The organism is Mucilaginibacter sp. cycad4, assembly GCF_034263275.1.
Lineage (GTDB): Bacteria > Bacteroidota > Bacteroidia > Sphingobacteriales > Sphingobacteriaceae > Mucilaginibacter.
The window spans coordinates 3,074,076-3,092,773 of sequence record NZ_CP139559.1; the positions used below are offsets into that span (position 1 = coordinate 3,074,076).

Sequence of the window (18,698 nt, forward strand, 5' to 3'; positions counted from 1 at the left end):
GTGTGTAAATATATGTTTCAAAAGTAAAAAAGCCATCCTAAAATGGGGATGGCTTTTAAATAAAAAAGGAGAGAATTACTTAATGATATCCCTTAGCTGTAAAGCTTTGATGATAGCACGGTACCTTTCAATGTCTTTATTATACAGGTAAGCAAGTAACGCACGGCGTTTACCTACTAATTTTTGTAGCGATAATTGAGTTGAAAAATCCTTTTTGTTTTTTTTCAAATGCCCTGTTAAGTGAGCAATACGGGTAGTAAATAAAGCTACCTGACCTTCGGCCGAACCTGTGTCAGCTGCTGATTTACCGTGTTTTGCAAAGATCTCTGCCTTTGCTTCTTTACCTAAATACATTACTTGAATAATATTAAAGCGTTAACTATTTTATTAATTGTGGGTGCAAAGATAGCGATTAATTATGCAAATGCAAGGGGCAGGAATAATTTTGGAGTGAGTGGTTGATTGGGTTGGTTATGTGAGTGGCTGATTAGGTGAATGGTTGATGTACACCTTTATTTTATATATAAAATTTATATATAAAACGTGTATAACGCAAACTGTCTGCTCCAAATTGCTAACTGAACTACGGCGTTACCTTCGGCCCGCGCTATACGCTCATACGGCTGCAGCTCTTATCCATTTGGCCGGTATCCGCCCCTATCGCTAACGCGGCTTTTGCGGACATTAAAGCACCATTCACTTAATCAACTACTCACCTACCCATGCAATTTAGAAAAACTTAATTACTGCCCATTATCAAGGCCTTCGCTTTTTCAAGGGGTTCGTCAATTCCTGCTTTGATACCTTTAATAGTAGGTTTTATTTCAACATCAATTTTCACGCCCTTTCGCTGTGTTTGAGTTCCATCAGGGTACAAAATACCTATCCCCGAAAACATCGTACTTATACTGCCCGGCAATATAATTTGCGATACATTACCATCTGCGCCCGCTGTTGTACTCCCGATAACCTTAACATTGGGCGAACTCTGAAAAGCCATTGTTGTATACTCGGCCTGGCTCTGTGATTGCTCATTTACGATCACTACAACTTTGCCCTGGTAAGAATTATCCGGTTTAATATCCAACGCTGGTGTTTCTACAAATAAACCAGGCCGATTAATACTGCCATTTGTAAACTTAACAAATGGAGCAGGGCCCGACTTAATGTATGCGCCAAATGTAAATGGCATAAACTCCGAAGGGTAACAGCGCATGTCAATGATAATACCTTTTGTGTTCTTAAACATCAACCTTATAGCGGGCAGATTTGCATTATGGTATTTCCCCGGATACAGGTAGCCTATTTGTTCATTAATTAAATAGTAGCCCGGATCTTTAACATTAACATTGCTGTTATTCATTAAGCCGGCCTTGGAAACAAGTACGCCTTCATTAGCTGCACTTAAAGCATTTCCATTTCGTTGTATTGTAAAATCAAAGCGCGGATTGTTGCTTCTCAATAAATAATTGCCCGGCATATCTCTTAATTGGGTAGCATAGTTGGACGCGGCAGTTATGGGCAGGTATTTTCTGATCAGTTCGTCGACGGTAATATTGTTAATAGCCCGTATTTCATCCCCTATTCTGAATTTTTCTTTAACAGCAAGCGAATCAGATTCAAAACCGGTTATCACCAGTTTATTCTCCACAAACCCAGCTTTAAATGATGGCCGGTATTTACCGCGATAAGCTTCCAACTCAATATTACCACTCCAGATATTAGCGTGTGTATCATGAATACCGCTGATGAGCTTAAGCGTTGTGAGTATATATTCCGTTGAATTTTTATTACTAACAAATTGAGGAATAAACTCAGGCAAGGTTTGGTTCCAATCTTTTCCTATTAAATGTTTGTAAGGAAAAAAGTACTGCACCATATTCCAATATTTAAACAAGCATAGCAAACGGTAACCTGCATCCGGATATTTCATTTTGTAATATCCATTTTCGTGATCGAATAAGGGATTGCCTACTCCCTCGGCCATGTTTACATAATAACTTTCGCTGATTTTATGGTTATTTAAAATAAATTGAAGCTTATCAACAAGTGATTTATTGAGCACCGAATGATCAAACAGATTACTGTAATCGGGTTTGGGTTTAACCGAGCTACCAATATCAGGCTTACAATTGTCACAAATATTCACTTTACCAAACTTATCAGTCCATTGCTCAAGCGCCTGGCTTAACTCGTTATTATTACGCGCTTTTATAACAGCCGGCATTACCCTAAAAAGCTCGGCATCCATATTGAAATCTCCTTTGGCAACAGCAGGATGATGATATTTTAAAAAGCCCCAAACCTGACCGAGCAGTCTTAAATTAGTAATTGCTTGCGGGTTAAGCGTAATGGTATTAACCCCCGAGCCATTTTTGAAAGCAGTATCAAGGTCGGCTTTTACCCGGGCTATCTCCTTATACGCTACATTTTCGATGGACTTGCCATCAATAAAGAGTTGCAAATTATCAATCCAAACTTTCCCCTTGCCCACTAACAGCCCGCCGCCAACTATATTAATCGCCTTTTGGCTGTTGTAAGGTAATTTGATGCTATATTGTTTCCAGTCGGCTGTGCCATGGATATTTTGCCCCTGCATATTATCAAAAGCGGATGTACCGTCAATCCGAAGCCACAATCCCGCAAAGCCAGAGCTCACTCCTTCGATTTTCAGATATCCTCTTAGTTCAATCTCATTTCCTTCAAATCTTTTTGGAATAGCAAAGCTAACAATACCATACCCGGCACTATCAACCGCTGAAGCAACGGACAATGCATATTTACCATGCTGTACGGCAATGCTATCTATTCCATATTTATAATCACGACCGTCAGAATGGCTCCAACCCTCAGGATATTTACTTTTATGATTTATTTTTTCAAAATCGCCATTTAATAAATCTCGTTGGTTTTGGCCATTTGATTTATTGCAACTAAACAAACACGTTATGAGGCATAAAGGCACCAGGAAGTTTTTCATCGATTTGGATAGGTTAAGTTTATAATGAAACCAAAACGCTATTTCTTATAATTTAATATATAGCAAATCATAAAAAGTAGCGTGTACCCATTGTACCAACAAAAATGCCGGGTAAATCGTTACTTCCCCTCCGTCCAGCTCTTAAAAATGGCGGCCTGTAGTTTATCCTGATTAGGCAGCGGCGTGATCTTAAATGTTTTTTCATGTAATCTGCCTAAAACAATGGTTACGTCCTTCTTCTCTCCGTTTTTTAGTAAACCCAAGGTTAGGTTATCGCCTGTATTTTTTGTTTCGAAGGCTTTAAAAAGTACATCTTTTGTAGCTGGGGCGCCATCAACTGTAAGTATAACTGTACGCCCTCTGATACCCTTATCCCATGCCGGCGATTTATAAGCTACAGTATTGATCCGGAGGGTATCGCCCTGCTGCCGTACATTAAGACCGGCCCATGATTCAGATACTACCCTGGTTGCCGTATCAACAGCCAGGCCACCATAAGCAAAGTACTTAGGATAATCGGGAGGTTTAACGGTTGATGCGTATTCAAATACTTCGGGTAAAGGCATGCCTGCCATTTTTTCGCATTCGTTCCTAAATTCCTGCTCTGTAAAACCACGGTTCAGCTTTTTGTAATACTTATAATAAAGCAGGCGCATTACATCATCAAGCGTTTTTTTGTTTTGAGTAGCGTGGCGGATGCTGAAATCAAGCATCAAACCCAAAATCGGCCCTTTATCATAATAAGAGATCGTTTTATTAAAATCGTCACCCTGTCGGCCGTTGGGCCCGTCATCCCAGGTATCATAACTGGCCTGTGTTGCCGATTGGTATAAATGCCCGGGCTGGTTCTCGTAGTTGCGCAGGTTGTTCTGAAAATCGCCAAACATATCTTCATTATTCATTAAACCGGCATGCCTGGTTATCATGTATTCATAATAAACCGTAAACCCTTCTGATACCCACAGCATATTGGTATGATTTTCTTTCGAGTAGTCAAAGGGCCCAAGTTCAACCGGTCTGATCCGTTTAACATTGTAGTGGTGAAAATATTCGTGCGCTATAAAGTTGTACAGCTTTTTACGGGCTTCGGGCGTATTAAACCCTTCGCCTCCGCTAAAGCTTAGCGAGGTTGAGTTTAAATGCTCAATACCGCCGCCGCCCGCGCCTATTGATAAAAAGGTATAATGCGTATATGGAATTTCGCCTATGATGTTGCTGCCTGTCACTACGATCTTTTTCAGATCATCCATAAACGCCTGTCTGTCGAAAGCAGGCAACTTATAACCTATGAAATTATGCGGCTTGTTTTGCACACTGAACGCAGGCAGTACTTCCAGCTCGCCCATTAAAAACGGGCTGTCATAAAGCACATCAAAATCGGCTGCTTTGTAAACATGGTATTGCCCCTTCAGAGTATCCAGCCCGGTTGCTACCAGGTTGCTCCATTTGCTGTAAGGCTTCATTTGGATGGTGACTGGATGGCGTAATTCCTGGTCGAGATACATAAACAGGCCTCCGGGGGTAATGTAGCCTCTTGTTTCGTCAAGGTAAACGTTGCCTACAAACGGCACAACTGCCTTAACATCATACGAGATCTTTACATCGCCGGCCAAAGGATTAATAACCTTCCAGGTATCCTTTGTTGGCTTATCAAATTTAAGCGCGGTTCCTTTGGCATCGACAACAGTAAAATTTTGTACTGCACCTGCAAAATTGATCAGCTGGTAATATCCCGGTGTCCAAACGCACATTTTAAAATCGAGCGTTTTGAGGTGGGTTTTATTGGTCAACTCAACATGGTACAAATGTTCGGCTGCCTTTTCCATCGACACCGAATATTGCATATTAACAGGTTGCTGGGCCCAAACGCCAGCACAAAAAAACAGGCAAAATGACAGGGTTAAATTAGATAGTAATTTCATTATCTGCTTGGGTTTTGCCGAATATAATAAACAGCGGTTTATTTATTTCGCCAATCACCGGAAATTAGCCCGAAAGATGCAGGTATTTATTCCCGGGGGATAAATTTTACAAGGTGGTTTAGTTTAAGAAAAACAGGCCATGTCAAACTTATATCCCGAATAAACTAATCCCCCGGCAACCCATCTTCAAACCCACAATCGCCACTGCTTGCAGCAGGGTCCAGGTTCCAGGCCGAAGTCAGGAAATAAGGTGCTGTACCATCGGCATTCTTAGTACTATAGGTACATTTAATCACCCTGCTTTCGCCTGGTGCCAGTGAGATATAGTTATCGCTAAAGATCACAGGTAAAATATCGTCACCACCTTGCCCTTTTAAAGCGCGCAGATGTACAAAAAACGCAACTGCAGTGCCTGTATTTTTGATGGTTACCGCATACGAGGTACTGTCCCCTTCGGCTTTGCCTGTTTGGCTAACCACTAATTTAGTTTTGGGTAAAGATTGCAGGGCCGAATAATCCGCGTAAGCCGATTGTGGCGTAGTAAACCAGTTTGATTTTTTCCAGTTCAGCTCATCACCTTTTTTGGAGAGCCAGTACCAGTTGATGCTTTTAGATTCACCGCTTTTATCGCTTAGTTCAAGGCGTAAAAAGTAAGTATCCGTTAAGCCCACAATGGCGGGCAGGGCGAATAATCTTTTTGATGCATCGGCACCAATATTGGCAGTAGTGGTTTTACTGAATTTATTTGACCCGTCCAGGTTATAAACATCAGCCTTAACTTTTAAACCTGTAAAGGTTTTTAAATAGGAGTTGATAACCGCTACCTCATTTGCTTTGTATGAATACAGCACGTGCAGGGGTTCCATGGCTTTTTTCATACCAAAGTAAGTGCCCGCAGGGTACAGATAATAATCATATGTATGCCAGATAATGCCCGGCCACGGATTGCTCAGCATCCATTGCACCACGCCGGTGGCAGTTTGGTATTTGTTTAATCCGTATGCTTCCATCATGGCGCGGTGGGCCTCGTAATTTTGTGCCTGAGCTTTGGCTACATAGTTTTTAATGGATGCCGTTTCGCCGTAACGACTGTAAAGCGCCCTGGTGAATACCTTTGTCGTACCAAATGAGCCTGTACCGCAATGATAGTTCCAGGCGGCTGAGGTTACGTTCAGCGAATCTTTTGGAATAAATTTCACCAAGCTTTCATATGGCGGGATAGACGGGCCGGGCGAAATCTCGGTAGCAAAGCTGTAAGTACCGCCATACTTTTTGGCGGCATCGGTTTCCCAGTATATTGGCGGTACCCATTCATACGGACCAGCCATTTTTACGCCACTATAGCCCGATACTTTTGATTTACTTTCATTGGCGGTTGCCAATAAAGGGTTGGGCCATTTTAACTGCTTTTCAATCTTCAGGTAATCGCGCTCAACCGAGGTGTCTGTCGGCGGCATATCACTGCCGTTGAGCCATACAAATAAGCTGGCTTTGTTGCGCAGCCAGTACATCACACTGCTATCTGATGCCATGGCAACTTTTCGCTCGGCGGCATCCCATTTTTCGGGGTGTTGCCAGGTGCCGCAGCACATCCAGCCGTTCATCACCATAAGGCCGTATTTATCGCACAGGTCGTAAAAATTATCGTCCTCCATTTTACCCTCGGAGCGCACAATGTTCATATTCATATCACGCACCAAACGGATTTCCTGCTCCTGCCTTTGAGGCGAACGGCGCTGGAAAATATCAGGCGACCAGGCCGCGCCTCTTAACATAATAGGCTTACCATTCACAATAAACTCCCGCGACTGGTTATCATCAATGATCTTAGATGTAAACTGCCTGATCCCAAAGTTTTCGCTCACCGAATTACTCAGCTTTTTATTAACCACAGCCGATATTTCAATACGATTGAGATTTGGCTTACCATATTGCCAGGGCCACCAGATGGATGGGCCCTTAACATTAAGCTGCTTAAACTCCGAAGGCGAAAAGTTTACATTCTTCGACTCGTTAGCCAGCAGGTGTACTTTTTTCTCGAAGGATATATTTTCGTTGATCTTGCCTTTGATCACCGCGTCCTGGGCTTTATTGGTGTAGTTGGTTACCTGGGCATCTACGGTTAAATGGGCTACCGCAAGCGAAGGAAGGTCAAAATCGGTAGTAACCAGCGGAAACTTCACGCCTACCTTGTTGTAGGTTTTTACCTCAACATTATTGATGATGCCACCATTATAATCCTGCGGATAAGGGATCCAGTCGGCATAGTCAATGGCCAGGTCACCATTACGTTTGTTTGGTGTAAAAGGCCTGAGTACTTCAATAGCTAAAGTATTAGTGCCACTATAGTTGATATTTTTAGTGAGGTCAAGATCAATGATGCGGTACGGGCCCTTTACTTTTGTTGAATCGGCTATTTTAACCCCGTTGAACCAAACGTTGGCTTTATAGTTGATGCCATGTAAACGAAGGATCACGTTCTTGCCATTTTCGGCAGCGGGCAGGTTAAACTCCTTCCTGAACCACCATGGCTTATCCAGTTTAGGATCTGCCAGTTTTTCAAGGTTCCTGCCCATAAACGGATCGAAATTATATACATGATTGGCCAGTAAACCAGCTAAAATGGTTGACGGCACGCTTACTTTATACCAGCCCTGGGTATCAAATTTTTCTTTCGAGATGTCTGTAGCAGCGGCGGGTGCTGTAACTGCCGATTGCATTTGCCAGTCATCCTTCAACAGCAAATTAAAATTCTCATGCCGCCCCTGCGCAAATACCCTTGTACCAAGCAGGACAATTACCGACATTAATAATATTTTTTTCATGACAGATTAACTTTACTTCTGATTGTCGTAATACAAAGCGGCCGCGCCAATGATACCGCTGTTTTGCAGTTCTGAGGTCTCGATTTTTATACGCTCAAGCGTTTTTGAATAGGCAAAGGTTTTCACCTGCTGCCACATGGTATCTTTAAAATATTCAAAGGCCTGGCTTACCGATCCGCCTAAAATAATCAGCTCGGGATCATAGGCGTACATGACCATTTTTATGGCATTTCCTATATGGTTTCCTAATTCGGCATACAAACCTAATGCCCTTTCCTTGCCGGCCCGGGCATCTTTAAATACCTGTACGCCATCCAATCCGTATACATTACTAAAAAATGAGCCACTGCAATAGTACTCCAGGATGTTATCGATATAAGGAAAAAGACCTATCTCCCCGGCACCGCAATTATGGCCTGCGTATAGTTTGCCATTGGTGATAATGCCTGTGCCAAGCCCCGTACCCAGGGTTACCCCAACCATGCTGTCAGCACCTTTCCCCTTTCCAAAATACAGTTCGCCCACGGCAAAACAATTGGCATCATTATTTACATATACCGGAACGTTGTACCGCTCCTGCATTAGTTTTTTCAAGTGTACTTCTTTCCATGAGGGAATATATTGCACATCATAAACAATACCTTCGGCTACATCAACCACGCTGGGCACGCCTATGCCTATGGCGCTGACGGTATCGCTTTGCAGCAGGGCATCAACAACGGTATAAATATCATTCAGCACATCTTCAACACTGCCGTCACTTTTTATTCGTTGCGATATAATATTACCGATGGTGTTATTATCAACCACCGCACCGCGGATATTGGTAGCACCCAGGTCGATACCTATAACTTTTATATTGCTCATTTATATATTATGCTTTATTATCAAAAATAGTTTTGTTGGTAACCAGCGGCTTAGCCCAAAAGCCAATACTAAGCATGTAACCGAATGTAATATACAGGAAAAACATCCCCTGCCTTAACCCAAACAGGCTGCCCAAACCGCCTATCAAAAGCTGAACCACTGCGCCGCCAATAATACCCGTAACTAAAATTCCGGCAAATGAACCGTGATCTTCGGCTATCGAGCTCAATGCCAGCGAGAATATAATGGGATACATTACCGACATAAAGAAACCAACTATTGAAAATGAATACAACGATGTTTGAGCGCTGCCGAACAGGCCAAGCGTGAGGAAAACAAGTGCCAAAATGGTAAAGATCACCAGCAGCTTGCGGCTATCCATCAACTTAAGCAGGAACAAGCCTAAAATACCTCCGGCGGTCATCAGTCCCCAGAAGTAAGCTACGGCACTGGCGCCCGTGGTTTGCGGATCAAATTTGTGGTAAACGAGTAAAAATTGCGACATCCAGTAGGATACGCCCTGCTCGCTGCCCACATAACAAAACAAGGCTATAAAGTAAGCTATAACAACGGGCTTTTTAAAAAGATCAAGGTGAGTTTTCCAAGGCCCGGCTTTTTCGTCGCTGGCCAGCTCTACCTTCGGAAATTTAGATATCAGCATGATCACGAACATACCTAAACAAATAACAGCAAACAGCCAGTACAGCGAGATCCAGGGCATGGTTATGGGTACGTGGGCCTCAAGCAAAGGGAAAATACCACCCTTGCTGCTCCCCATATTTTTAACCATGTATGAATAAACCAGCGGACTAACAAACGATGCCCCGCCAAATATAAGCTGTGCCAGTACCGAGGTAAAAGCGTAATTTTCCTCCCCGCCTGATGTGCGGAGCAGCGGATTAATCACCACCTGCAGCATAGCCATACCGCAGCCAATTAAAAACAAGGATATAATGGCAGTTAGATAGTTAGGATAAACAGCCAATAGTAAAGAGCCAAAAAACGCCACCACAAAAGCAGCAACCATGATGGTTTTTTCGTTATACTTTTGAACCAGCATGCTCGACGGGATTGACATAACCCCATAGGCAATAAAAAACGCAAAGGGCAATACCCCTGCCATTACATCGCTCAGTTTAAAATCCTTAATAAACTCGGGAGATAACGGCCCAATGATATTGGTTAAAAACGAAATGACAAAAAACGTAAGCATGATAAGCGTTACGATGTAGTAGTTTTTCTTCATCAATTGGAGGGTTATGGTTTTTGGTTCGGTATTAACTTAAATATCGTTAAAAATTCTTTGGCTGGATAATTTTAAAAAATCTTATTTAAATTGTTACACTTTCTTTTTAAAATATTTTAAAAAGCCTAAAAAACAATCGATATCATTCTTTACTTAATATTCTGTTAACTAAATACCTTCAATCAAAACATTTGGGGTACATGAACGTGTTAATGGAACAAATACCTGCTGTATGACCCCAAAAAGAGAGAAAGAACTTACCTACATCGAAAAAGTATGGCATACTGTTGCCATTGTTGCCTTGTTGGTTGTAGTGATACTGATAGCCCGGGTTGCTTTTAACGTACTGCTTATGGTACTTTCAGGCGCGCTGATAGCAACCTATTTTCACGGCCTGGGCGACCTGATAGAGCGCAATACCAAAATGCGCAGGCGCTACGCTATGATCATATCAGTAGTTGGTTCATTTTTAATTGTAGCTGGCTTGTTTTATTTGATGGGCACAACCATACAGCACCAGATAACTTTACTAAAAGATACACTCCCGCATACGGTTAATAATTTCAAGGCTAAACTGGCTTCAAACCCCACGGGGCAGCAAATACTTGATTATTTTTCGGGCGATAATGATCCTGACAAGGTAGTAGTTACCGTACAGCACTTTTTCAGTACCAGCTTTGGCGTACTGGGTGATATTTATATCATCCTGTTCCTGAGTATCTTTTTCACTACTAATCCCGATGTTTATAAAAACGGCATTTTAATGCTTTTGTCTGAAAAGAAAAAACCTTTGGGGCAGGATATTATGGACAGGATTAGTCTTTCATTAAAAGGCTGGCTTAAAGGGATGTTACTTTCTATGGTGTTATTAGGCTTGCTGCTTACCACGGGTTTAAGCATCATGGGCATCCCGGCAGCGTTGATATTAGCCTTATTTGCAGGCATGTTAAAGATCATCCCCAACCTGGGCTCGGTTATAGCCATGGTACCCGGTGTATTACTTGCACTTACCATGGGCACTAATACAGCCATTATAGTGGCGCTCATTTATGTTGTATCGCAAACCATAGTGAGCAATATCGTAGTGCCTATAGTACAAAACCGTATGATCAACCTGCCTCCTGCGCTTACTATCATCAGCCAGGTGGTTATGGGAACACTTTCGGGTGTGCTGGGCATTATACTGGCTGTGCCTATTGTGGCTATCATTGTGATTTTGGTTGATGAATTGTATGTTAAAAAACTTGGCGATGCCGAGGTAATAGCGCATTAAAGTAAAATGGCCTCATCAAAAAAATCTATATATAGTGCGCTTATTGCCAACCTGCTGATAGCAATAACCAAATTCATTGCGGGTGTTATCGGCCGGAGCGGATCGATGATCTCCGAAGGCATTCACTCGGTAGTGGATACTGCTAATGAATTGCTGTTATTGCTTGGCCTGCACCGGGCACGCAAGGAGCCCGATAAAACCCACCCTTTTGGCTATGGCAAGGAGTTGTATTTCTGGTCGTTCATTGTATCTATCATGATATTTGGCCTGGGCGGCGGGTTATCCATTTACCAGGGCATATTACATATCCGCGAACCCGAACCTCTTGGCGACCCTACGATGAGCTATATTGTATTGGGATTATCTGTCATATTTGAAGGCTCATCGCTCATCATCGCCCTGAAAGAATTTAATGCAATAAGAGGTGATCAAACCTGGTGGGATGCTGTTGTTAAAAGCAAAGACCCATCAACCTTTTTAGTAATGTTTGAGGATAGCGCAGCCGTTGCAGGGCTTTTTATCGTAGGCATCTGTATGTTCCTGAACCATCGTTACCACATCCCTGTGCTTGACGGTGTAGCATCATTATTGGTTGGGTTGATATTGGTTGGTGTTTCGGCGATATTAGCCCGCGAAAGCAGGAGTTTGCTTATGGGCGAAGGCATTTCATCCGAATCGCGTACTAAGATCACCGCCCTGGTTGAACGTGACAGTGCTGTTTTAAAAGTGATGCACATGCTGTCAACCTATCAATCGCCCGATGAAATTATTTTGATGCTGATAGTAGCTTTTAAAGAGGATCTTGATACACAAAAGATCAACGAAGCTATCGACCGGATCCGCGATTGCATTAAGCAGGAGTTTAGCCTGGTGCGCTTTGTTTTAGTACAGCCCGAAACATTTTCGGCAGAAATTACTGAAACAGGCGGCGTACTTTAATTGTATATTAGCTATTGATAACAAACAACCTATCTCATGGAAGAACAAAAATTTCATTACGCAACAGTAACCGAAGCTATAACCAAATTAAAAGAACAGGGCTATACCCATGAGTTTAGCCTGGAAGATGACCATCTTAAAGCAGGCGGAGAAAATTTTCCGGTGGAGGAATTTGAAATAGTAGACCTGTACCGTTATGAAGGTCCCTCCGACCCTGCCGATGAAGCCATTGTTTACGCCCTTGCTTCAGCCGATGGCGTTAAAGGCACACTGGTAACAGGTTATGGAATCTCAACAGATGAGGCAACTATCGAAACGCTAAAGAATTTACATTATAAGTATCAACAGGGCCGGCAGTAGTCTGACCGGGATAGTAAATTAGCGGAAAGAAAAGGAGGGATTATTTTAAATACTCCTGGTAATATTTTGTAATCAGTACCTGCTCATGAAATGTTTTTCTGATAATTTCACGGCCATGCTTGCGGATGTGATCTAATTTTTGCTTTCCAAGGTGGGCTTCGTTCAATTTTCCGATAATGCTGCCGGCATCTAATGTGCAAACCCAGCCCAGGTTATTTTCGCCAACAAAATCGGAAAGGCCTACATTTTCAGAAATTAAAACAGCAGTGCCCATATGCAACGCTTCAACCACTACGTTCGCGAAGTTTTCATTTAAGGAAGTGAGGATTAACAGATCAGACTGGTTAAGCCGTTCAAACTTTTGCTCACGGTTTACCCAGCCTATCCAGTCAATTTTTGAAGCTATATTTAATTCATCTGCAAGTTGTTTCAATTGCTGTACGTATGCTTCATCGCCATTGCCGGCAATAACAAGTTTCAGCTTAAACGAAAGCTGACTTATAGCAGTAAACAGTTTTTCAAGTCCTTTTTTATGATGAATGCGTGACATAAAAATAACAGTGAAACACTCATTGTTGGTTTCCTTTATTTCGATATCGGGTAATGATAAAATATTGGGTAAAACAAAGCCTTCCCATCCCGGAATCAACTTCCTGCATTCAACATATTCAGATTGGGCGGTAGCGTGCAGCACGCATTTTTTTAAAATTTTTCGGCCGCCCAATTTATGGATCAACTTTTTGTAGCCACTGTTCCCGGTTTCAAATACATACTCGCTTAGCATGCCGCGGGGCGCCAAAATTACCTTGGCTTTACTGAACAAGGCAATCCGCGCAGCGATTACGCTTAAAATGCTCCACCATGAATGGATATGGATCACATCATAATGATTAGCGGTTCTAACAAGCCTGTGCCATAATGCCGGACTTACGTGTGTGTGATCACCGGTGATCCGTTTAAAATAAATTACATTAACCCCCTCCACATTTGTTATAGCACCGGGTATTACATCCAGTTCGGTTTTACCGTTAGCAGTGGTGGTAAAAACGTCAACAACATGCCCATTAGCTGCTAATCCCTCGCACAGCCGCGATACAGATTCAGTTGGCCCTCCGTATCCATAAGCGGGTTTATAAGCAGGTATAATGTGCAGTATTTTCATAAAATATCGTTAGCTGTAAGGGAATGCAAATATGCACCCGTTGATGGTTTATTTAGCCGGTTGCGATTTTAAACCTAAATTAATGCGGTAGTTAAAATAGCCCTGCTAAACCAACTAAAATTACTTATATAAATAGAGCAGGGAAAATCCTGAATAAAACAAACGGTACTAAACTAAGCTCATACACATTTAACTACATCCGCTGGCAGGGCAAATTAAAAATAAAAAATGTTTAACCCGGCAGCTCGATTAAGACGAAGTTGGGTTAAACATTTTTTTAGCTCCTGATATTTTTAACCGGCAACCTTACTTTGGGCCGGCTTAAAATTAACATCGTATAATACCATACTATCTTCTATTACCTGGTGCCCGTAACTTACCCCCATCCATCGTTCCACAGTTACATTTTTACCTTCCAAAACTTTATAATCTTTAAAGAAACACTCAATCTCTTTAATAGTATGCGGCGGTAATTCGCTTAAATCATTTATATAATTAACCGACATATCATTATTGGCAACAGCAATAATTTTATCATCCTGCTGGCCATTATCAATCATATGCATTACCCCGATCACCTTTGCTTCAATAATAGACATCGGAAAAACATCAACAGAGCATATCACTAAAATATCGAGCGGATCCTCGTCATCACAATAGGTTTGCGGGATAAACCCATAATTGGCCGGGTACATTACAGATGAAAAAAGCACACGGTCTAACTTTAAAAGCCCGGATTCTTTATCAATCTCATATTTAGCCTTCGAGCCCTTGGGGATTTCAATAACGGCGTTTACAACATAAGGGATTTTAGGCCCGGTTGAAACTTCATGCCATGGATGCTGTGTATTCATTGGTAGTAATTTAATCTTTTGATTATTTTTTTATGAAAGTACTAACAATTTGGCATTTTTATTAAAATATTTCCATTCTATTTTTTTTACACTTTGTTACTCAAACACTTCTCATACATCTCTTTTCTTCTTTTTTTGCTGGTTTACAGGATTGTACACTACCGAAATTCTCTTATAAACCCTGATAAGGGATACAAAATATACCCGTTCAAAATTCTGGTTTGTCATCAGGATTTTTAAGTTCCCTGGGCGTCAGGTTAATTTTACATAAATTAACTATTAATATAATGTATTCAGCCGTAAAACATTGGCATACCTCTTCACAATAGTATTACAGCCATAAGTCTGTAACATTATTGTGGCAATCCGCTGATTTACTTGTTACTATTATTATTCTCAAGATTAAACTTTTAACTACAAACCATCAAATGGGAATAAAATTTCACACCATGTATACATTATTCCACACATTACGCGTAATTAAATACACGACGTTTTAACTGCAAAAAGATAAAAGAGTAAATAAATATCCTAAAAGTTAAAAATACTCCTAAAAGTTGTAGTCAATCTTATTGCTAAATCAACCTATCTTATCAATTTCGTCAGGATTAAAATTGGGACGTCGGCACAGATGTTGCAATACATGATTATCTGGCAATGGTTAGTCAATTGATTAAAAACTAATTATTAGTTAGTACCTAAACTTATTTTGGATTAGTTTTTTAACTTTTTACAGCTAAAAATTATGCAAAAACATCACGGTCAAATTGTAGAAACCCTGATTAGAAAAAAAGGCTTTAGTATTACAGCACTTGCTCATCACTCAGATGTAAGCAGAAGTATGGTATATCAATGGTTTAACAAGGAAAAATTAAATGCAGAGATTATTCAGCGAATAGGCAGGATTATAGATCATGACTTTTCACAAGAATTTCCGGAATACTTTTCAAAACAAACTAATAACGTATACGATCACAGAAGCAGAGAGGTGTTGCGCTCAAACCAAAGCAGGGTAAATGTTTGGAAAGATAAATACATCAATTTGCTTGAGCAGTATGTTCAATTATTATCAGAGTAAGTTATTGCCCGTTGCATAAGAACCCGCTTCAGGATATTATTTATGTATACTCTCTTATTTATTTTTTGAAGAAAAGGGAAAACCATAGGTACGGAATTTAAATTAACATACCGCCAATGCAAAAGCATACGATGATAAACCATTTTTATGCATTAACCGCTTTATTTGATGATCAGTAACCAGCCTTTACCTTTTTCAACAGGAATCCTGTCGTTTAAACTAAATGTTTTTGCAGGTTGAAAACTTTTAATTTCAGGAGCAGTAATAGTGGCTTTAGCCGGATCTATGCCTAATTTTTCCCAGTCGATATTTAACTGAAAATCAGTATCAGCATCTTCCCAGCTGGCAACGGCCACCATGGTTGCACCATCCTTTTTATAAACGGTAGCAATCACTTTGGCTTTATCGGTTTTTACTGGGTTATTATCAACCCAGTAACCAATCATTTTAGTTCCCTTCATGCCAAAATTGTCCCAGGCCTTCCAGATCGGGCGCGGATCGGCGCCATCGCTCCATGGCATGCGGTTGGTCATGCCATAAACCATCCCGCGCCATTTATTGCCTCCGCCCTGCAGCATCTCGCCCATTAAACCAAAAGGGATCCCACTCACCTCGGTAAGGAAGAAATCAGGATCGTTTTTTTCGTAGTCGAAATACTCACCAAACCAAAGGCGGTTCAGGTAAGGAAAATGCTCCATATACAGGTTAGCGCTGTTATTGAAACCGTCGCTTTTGTTGTATTGATTAGCCGAGTGCAGGTCGATAATCCCCGGGTGGCCATCTTTAGTCAATACTCGTTTAATACGCTTCATGGTTACACGATCAAAGGCCACATCATCCAGGTAAATACCGTCGATACCTGCATTTTGGGTCAGCCAGTTCATGCCCTCTACATAGTAATTATGCCAGCGGTTCATACCGCTGTTAATGATAGCCGCATCCTTAATTTCGGGAACAAACCAGGCGGCGATATAATCATCGCCCACATGCTCCTGTAACCAGCTAAATCCTCCACCCTTACCCGGCGAATAGATTTCATGACCTAAACTGCGCAAAGCAAAAGTTTCATAGGCGTGGTTTGACAGCTCGCGGATGGTGTTGTAGATCTTCACCTTTAACCCGGCGGCATGAGCCGAATCATCATAAGCCTTCATTTTTTGCCAGGCGATAAACGGATAGTTGATGGTTGGGTTTATAGCCGTGGCATGGTGAATGTTGATAAGCGTTGCTCCTGCACTTTTAATAGTATCAATAGGTTTGTACGCGTGGTAAAACCTTGTAGCCCACTGAAAATCGGTATTAATGGTATGGAATGGAGTTACCAACAGCGTGAAGTTATAATAAAGCTCATCGCCTTTTTTCAGGTCGCGCTCTCCGCTGTAATTATTGGCCAATACTGCTTTGCTATCAAACGCTACTTTAATACCACCCTTGTTATCATTGCCCCACGAGGTTGGCAGCAATAAAGGCTTTTGCAGGTAAAAATTAGTATTCAGCGGACGAACATATCTCTCATCTCTTAAAGAATACTGCAAGCCGCCGTTAACATTGCCTATCCATGCACCATCCTGATTTTTATGGGCTACATCCCATTTCCATTCAAAGTTTTCCGGGCGATATCCACCTTTTTGACCAAGCCCCATCATGTATTTTGCAAACTCCCTTTTAAAAGGGATGTGCATGGTAATATCTTTCAGGTTGACATCCTGCAGTGCTTTTACTTTCACTGTGTAAGCCATAAAGCCATCAAACTCCAACGAGGCGGTTACATTCATCTGTAAACTATCATTGGCGCTTAAGGCAGTCCACTGAACTAATCCTGCTTCTTTCTTGGTGAACTGTACACCCTGGCTTTTCAGGTTTATCTTTTTCCCGGCAGCGTCAATAAAATGGAAGTGGATTGCTTCGGTAAGCAGGCTATTGGGCGCTGCAGCATACTCCGTCATTTCGGGCGTAAAATAAGTTTGGATCTGTTTTGGGAAACCGTCTTTATTCACTTCTACTTTACGGCCTAATAAGCTTACCGTATTGCCGATGATTTCAAGCGGCGTATATGGCGCAATAACGGTGTTTTGTTGCGCCATGGTTGAGTTTAACCAACTCAGGCGGGTCATTTTGTAAGGTTCGCTTACACCGCCATCTTTTGATATTTTACTATTTATTTTAACCGACAAAGCGATTGTTTTTGCCGGTTTTCCGTTGATACTGATAGTGGCCTTACCTGTATAAACCGAAGGTAAAATTGCAGCAGGTACATCAACCCCGCACCATAAAGCCTGGATCTCGCCTTTGGTCACATTCACCACCTTGGTAAGCGGTTTAGCATCATAGGTAGTACCGCCGGTATTGATACAAAATAATGCCGATGCCGGAATAACCTTACCTGCAGCAGATTTCAGATCGCTGAATATTACCTGTACATTTTCGACATTTTGCAACGCGTAGATACCCAACTGAAATGCAAAGTTTTCGCCGCGGGCAGCTTCACCGGTGTATCTATTCTGCGGACCAAGCTCTATCCAGCGTTGCGGCAGATCTTTAGTCATGCGGATGGAGTTCATCCTGTCTTCCGGAAAAATTAAAAATGCGTCTGCTTTATGCTTACTTACTAAGGCATCTGTTTCTGCTTTAGTGGCGATCACCTCCATGGGGTAAAAACTGTTAAAAGCATCAATCGACTGAAATTCTTTTACCGAAGCTAACTGCACCTGCTTACCATTTACAGCACTAAGCCATTCCGCAGACGCTGTATTTTCGGGTTTAAGGTAAACGCCTTTAGGGTAATTTGAGCGGCCTTCATTTTTATAAGGCATATAATACACAAAGTAAGTGCCTTTGCCAGATGTTGGCTCAAAATATAGTTCGCCGCTTTCACGGTTCACAGCACCGATTTTTACGTTGGTTATTTTTTGTTTGGTTTTAGCATCCTCAATAATGATCCGTTTATTTTCAGGTTCATTATCTCTTCGCCTCCAGTTGATTACGGCTTTAGCTACTTTACCAGTACCATTAAAGGTTAACACTACACGGTGATTACCCAATGAATCGGCCAGCCAGCATTTTTCGCAGTTGGTATAAGGTACTTTTTGTGCCGATGCAGCAAAGCCGGTTAAAAGGAAAGTGATAGCTAAAAATTGTTTTTTCATGGAATAAATTTAGTCAGTACTTTTTATAATAAAAACTATGTCATTG

Annotated in this window: 13 protein-coding genes; 4 read left to right on the forward strand and 9 right to left on the reverse strand. The window is 41.6% G+C overall.

The window, feature by feature from the left end; all coding sequences use genetic code 11:
• Window positions 1–75: 75 nt before the first annotated feature.
• The 6 genes from rpsO to SNE26_RS12375 form a co-directional block, all read right to left on the reverse strand.
• On the reverse strand, window positions 76–354 hold the full coding sequence (gene rpsO, locus SNE26_RS12350) for a 30S ribosomal protein S15 (RefSeq protein ID WP_090524765.1): 279 nt from the start codon (window positions 352–354) through the stop codon (window positions 76–78).
• Window positions 355–739: 385 nt separating this feature from the next.
• Window positions 740–2,980 (reverse strand): S41 family peptidase, encoded by a 2,241-nt coding sequence (locus SNE26_RS12355; RefSeq protein WP_321559661.1) that lies wholly within the window; start codon window positions 2,978–2,980, stop codon window positions 740–742.
• A gap of 119 nt (window positions 2,981–3,099) precedes the next feature.
• Entirely contained in the window at window positions 3,100–4,902 is a 1,803-nt protein-coding gene (locus tag SNE26_RS12360) for a hypothetical protein (protein ID WP_321559662.1), read from the reverse strand.
• Between the two features lie 164 nt (window positions 4,903–5,066).
• A complete protein-coding gene (locus SNE26_RS12365; RefSeq protein ID WP_321559663.1) occupies window positions 5,067–7,727 on the reverse strand; it encodes a glycoside hydrolase family 2 protein in 2,661 nt (886 codons plus the stop codon).
• A gap of 12 nt (window positions 7,728–7,739) precedes the next feature.
• Window positions 7,740–8,594 carry an ROK family protein gene (locus SNE26_RS12370; protein WP_321559664.1) on the reverse strand — a complete coding sequence of 285 codons (855 nt, stop codon included), beginning with the start codon at window positions 8,592–8,594 and terminating at the stop codon, window positions 7,740–7,742.
• Between the two features lie 7 nt (window positions 8,595–8,601).
• Complete coding sequence (locus SNE26_RS12375; protein WP_321559665.1) at window positions 8,602–9,840, reverse strand: MFS transporter; 1,239 nt, start codon at window positions 9,838–9,840, stop codon at window positions 8,602–8,604.
• A gap of 232 nt (window positions 9,841–10,072) precedes the next feature.
• Here SNE26_RS12375 and SNE26_RS12380 point away from each other — a divergent pair, with 232 nt between their 5' ends.
• From SNE26_RS12380 to SNE26_RS12390, 3 genes are read left to right on the forward strand one after another with little or no spacing between them, the layout of a single operon-like run.
• Complete coding sequence (locus SNE26_RS12380) at window positions 10,073–11,113, forward strand: AI-2E family transporter (protein WP_321559666.1); 1,041 nt, start codon at window positions 10,073–10,075, stop codon at window positions 11,111–11,113.
• Window positions 11,114–11,119: 6 nt separating this feature from the next.
• Complete coding sequence (locus tag SNE26_RS12385) at window positions 11,120–12,052, forward strand: cation diffusion facilitator family transporter (RefSeq protein ID WP_321559667.1); 933 nt, start codon at window positions 11,120–11,122, stop codon at window positions 12,050–12,052.
• Window positions 12,053–12,088: 36 nt separating this feature from the next.
• Window positions 12,089–12,412, forward strand: coding sequence for a phosphoribosylpyrophosphate synthetase (locus SNE26_RS12390; protein WP_321559668.1), 324 nt, complete (start codon window positions 12,089–12,091; stop codon window positions 12,410–12,412).
• A gap of 40 nt (window positions 12,413–12,452) precedes the next feature.
• On the opposite strand, the gene SNE26_RS12395 is transcribed toward SNE26_RS12390, so the two are convergent.
• Both SNE26_RS12395 and SNE26_RS12400 read right to left on the reverse strand, forming a co-directional pair.
• On the reverse strand, window positions 12,453–13,574 hold the full coding sequence (locus SNE26_RS12395; RefSeq protein ID WP_321559669.1) for an XrtY-associated glycosyltransferase XYAG1: 1,122 nt from the start codon (window positions 13,572–13,574) through the stop codon (window positions 12,453–12,455).
• Between the two features lie 293 nt (window positions 13,575–13,867).
• The gene (locus SNE26_RS12400; RefSeq protein ID WP_321559670.1) at window positions 13,868–14,428 is read right to left on the reverse strand and encodes an inorganic diphosphatase; all 561 of its coding nucleotides are present in this window, start codon (window positions 14,426–14,428) and stop codon (window positions 13,868–13,870) included.
• 745 nt (window positions 14,429–15,173) lie between these two features.
• Here SNE26_RS12400 and SNE26_RS12405 point away from each other — a divergent pair.
• Entirely contained in the window at window positions 15,174–15,506 is a 333-nt protein-coding gene (locus tag SNE26_RS12405; protein ID WP_321559671.1) for a helix-turn-helix transcriptional regulator, read from the forward strand.
• A gap of 161 nt (window positions 15,507–15,667) precedes the next feature.
• On the opposite strand, the gene SNE26_RS12410 is transcribed toward SNE26_RS12405, so the two are convergent.
• On the reverse strand, window positions 15,668–18,652 hold the full coding sequence (locus SNE26_RS12410) for a glycoside hydrolase domain-containing protein (RefSeq protein WP_321559672.1): 2,985 nt from the start codon (window positions 18,650–18,652) through the stop codon (window positions 15,668–15,670).
• Window positions 18,653–18,698: the final 46 nt, after the last annotated feature.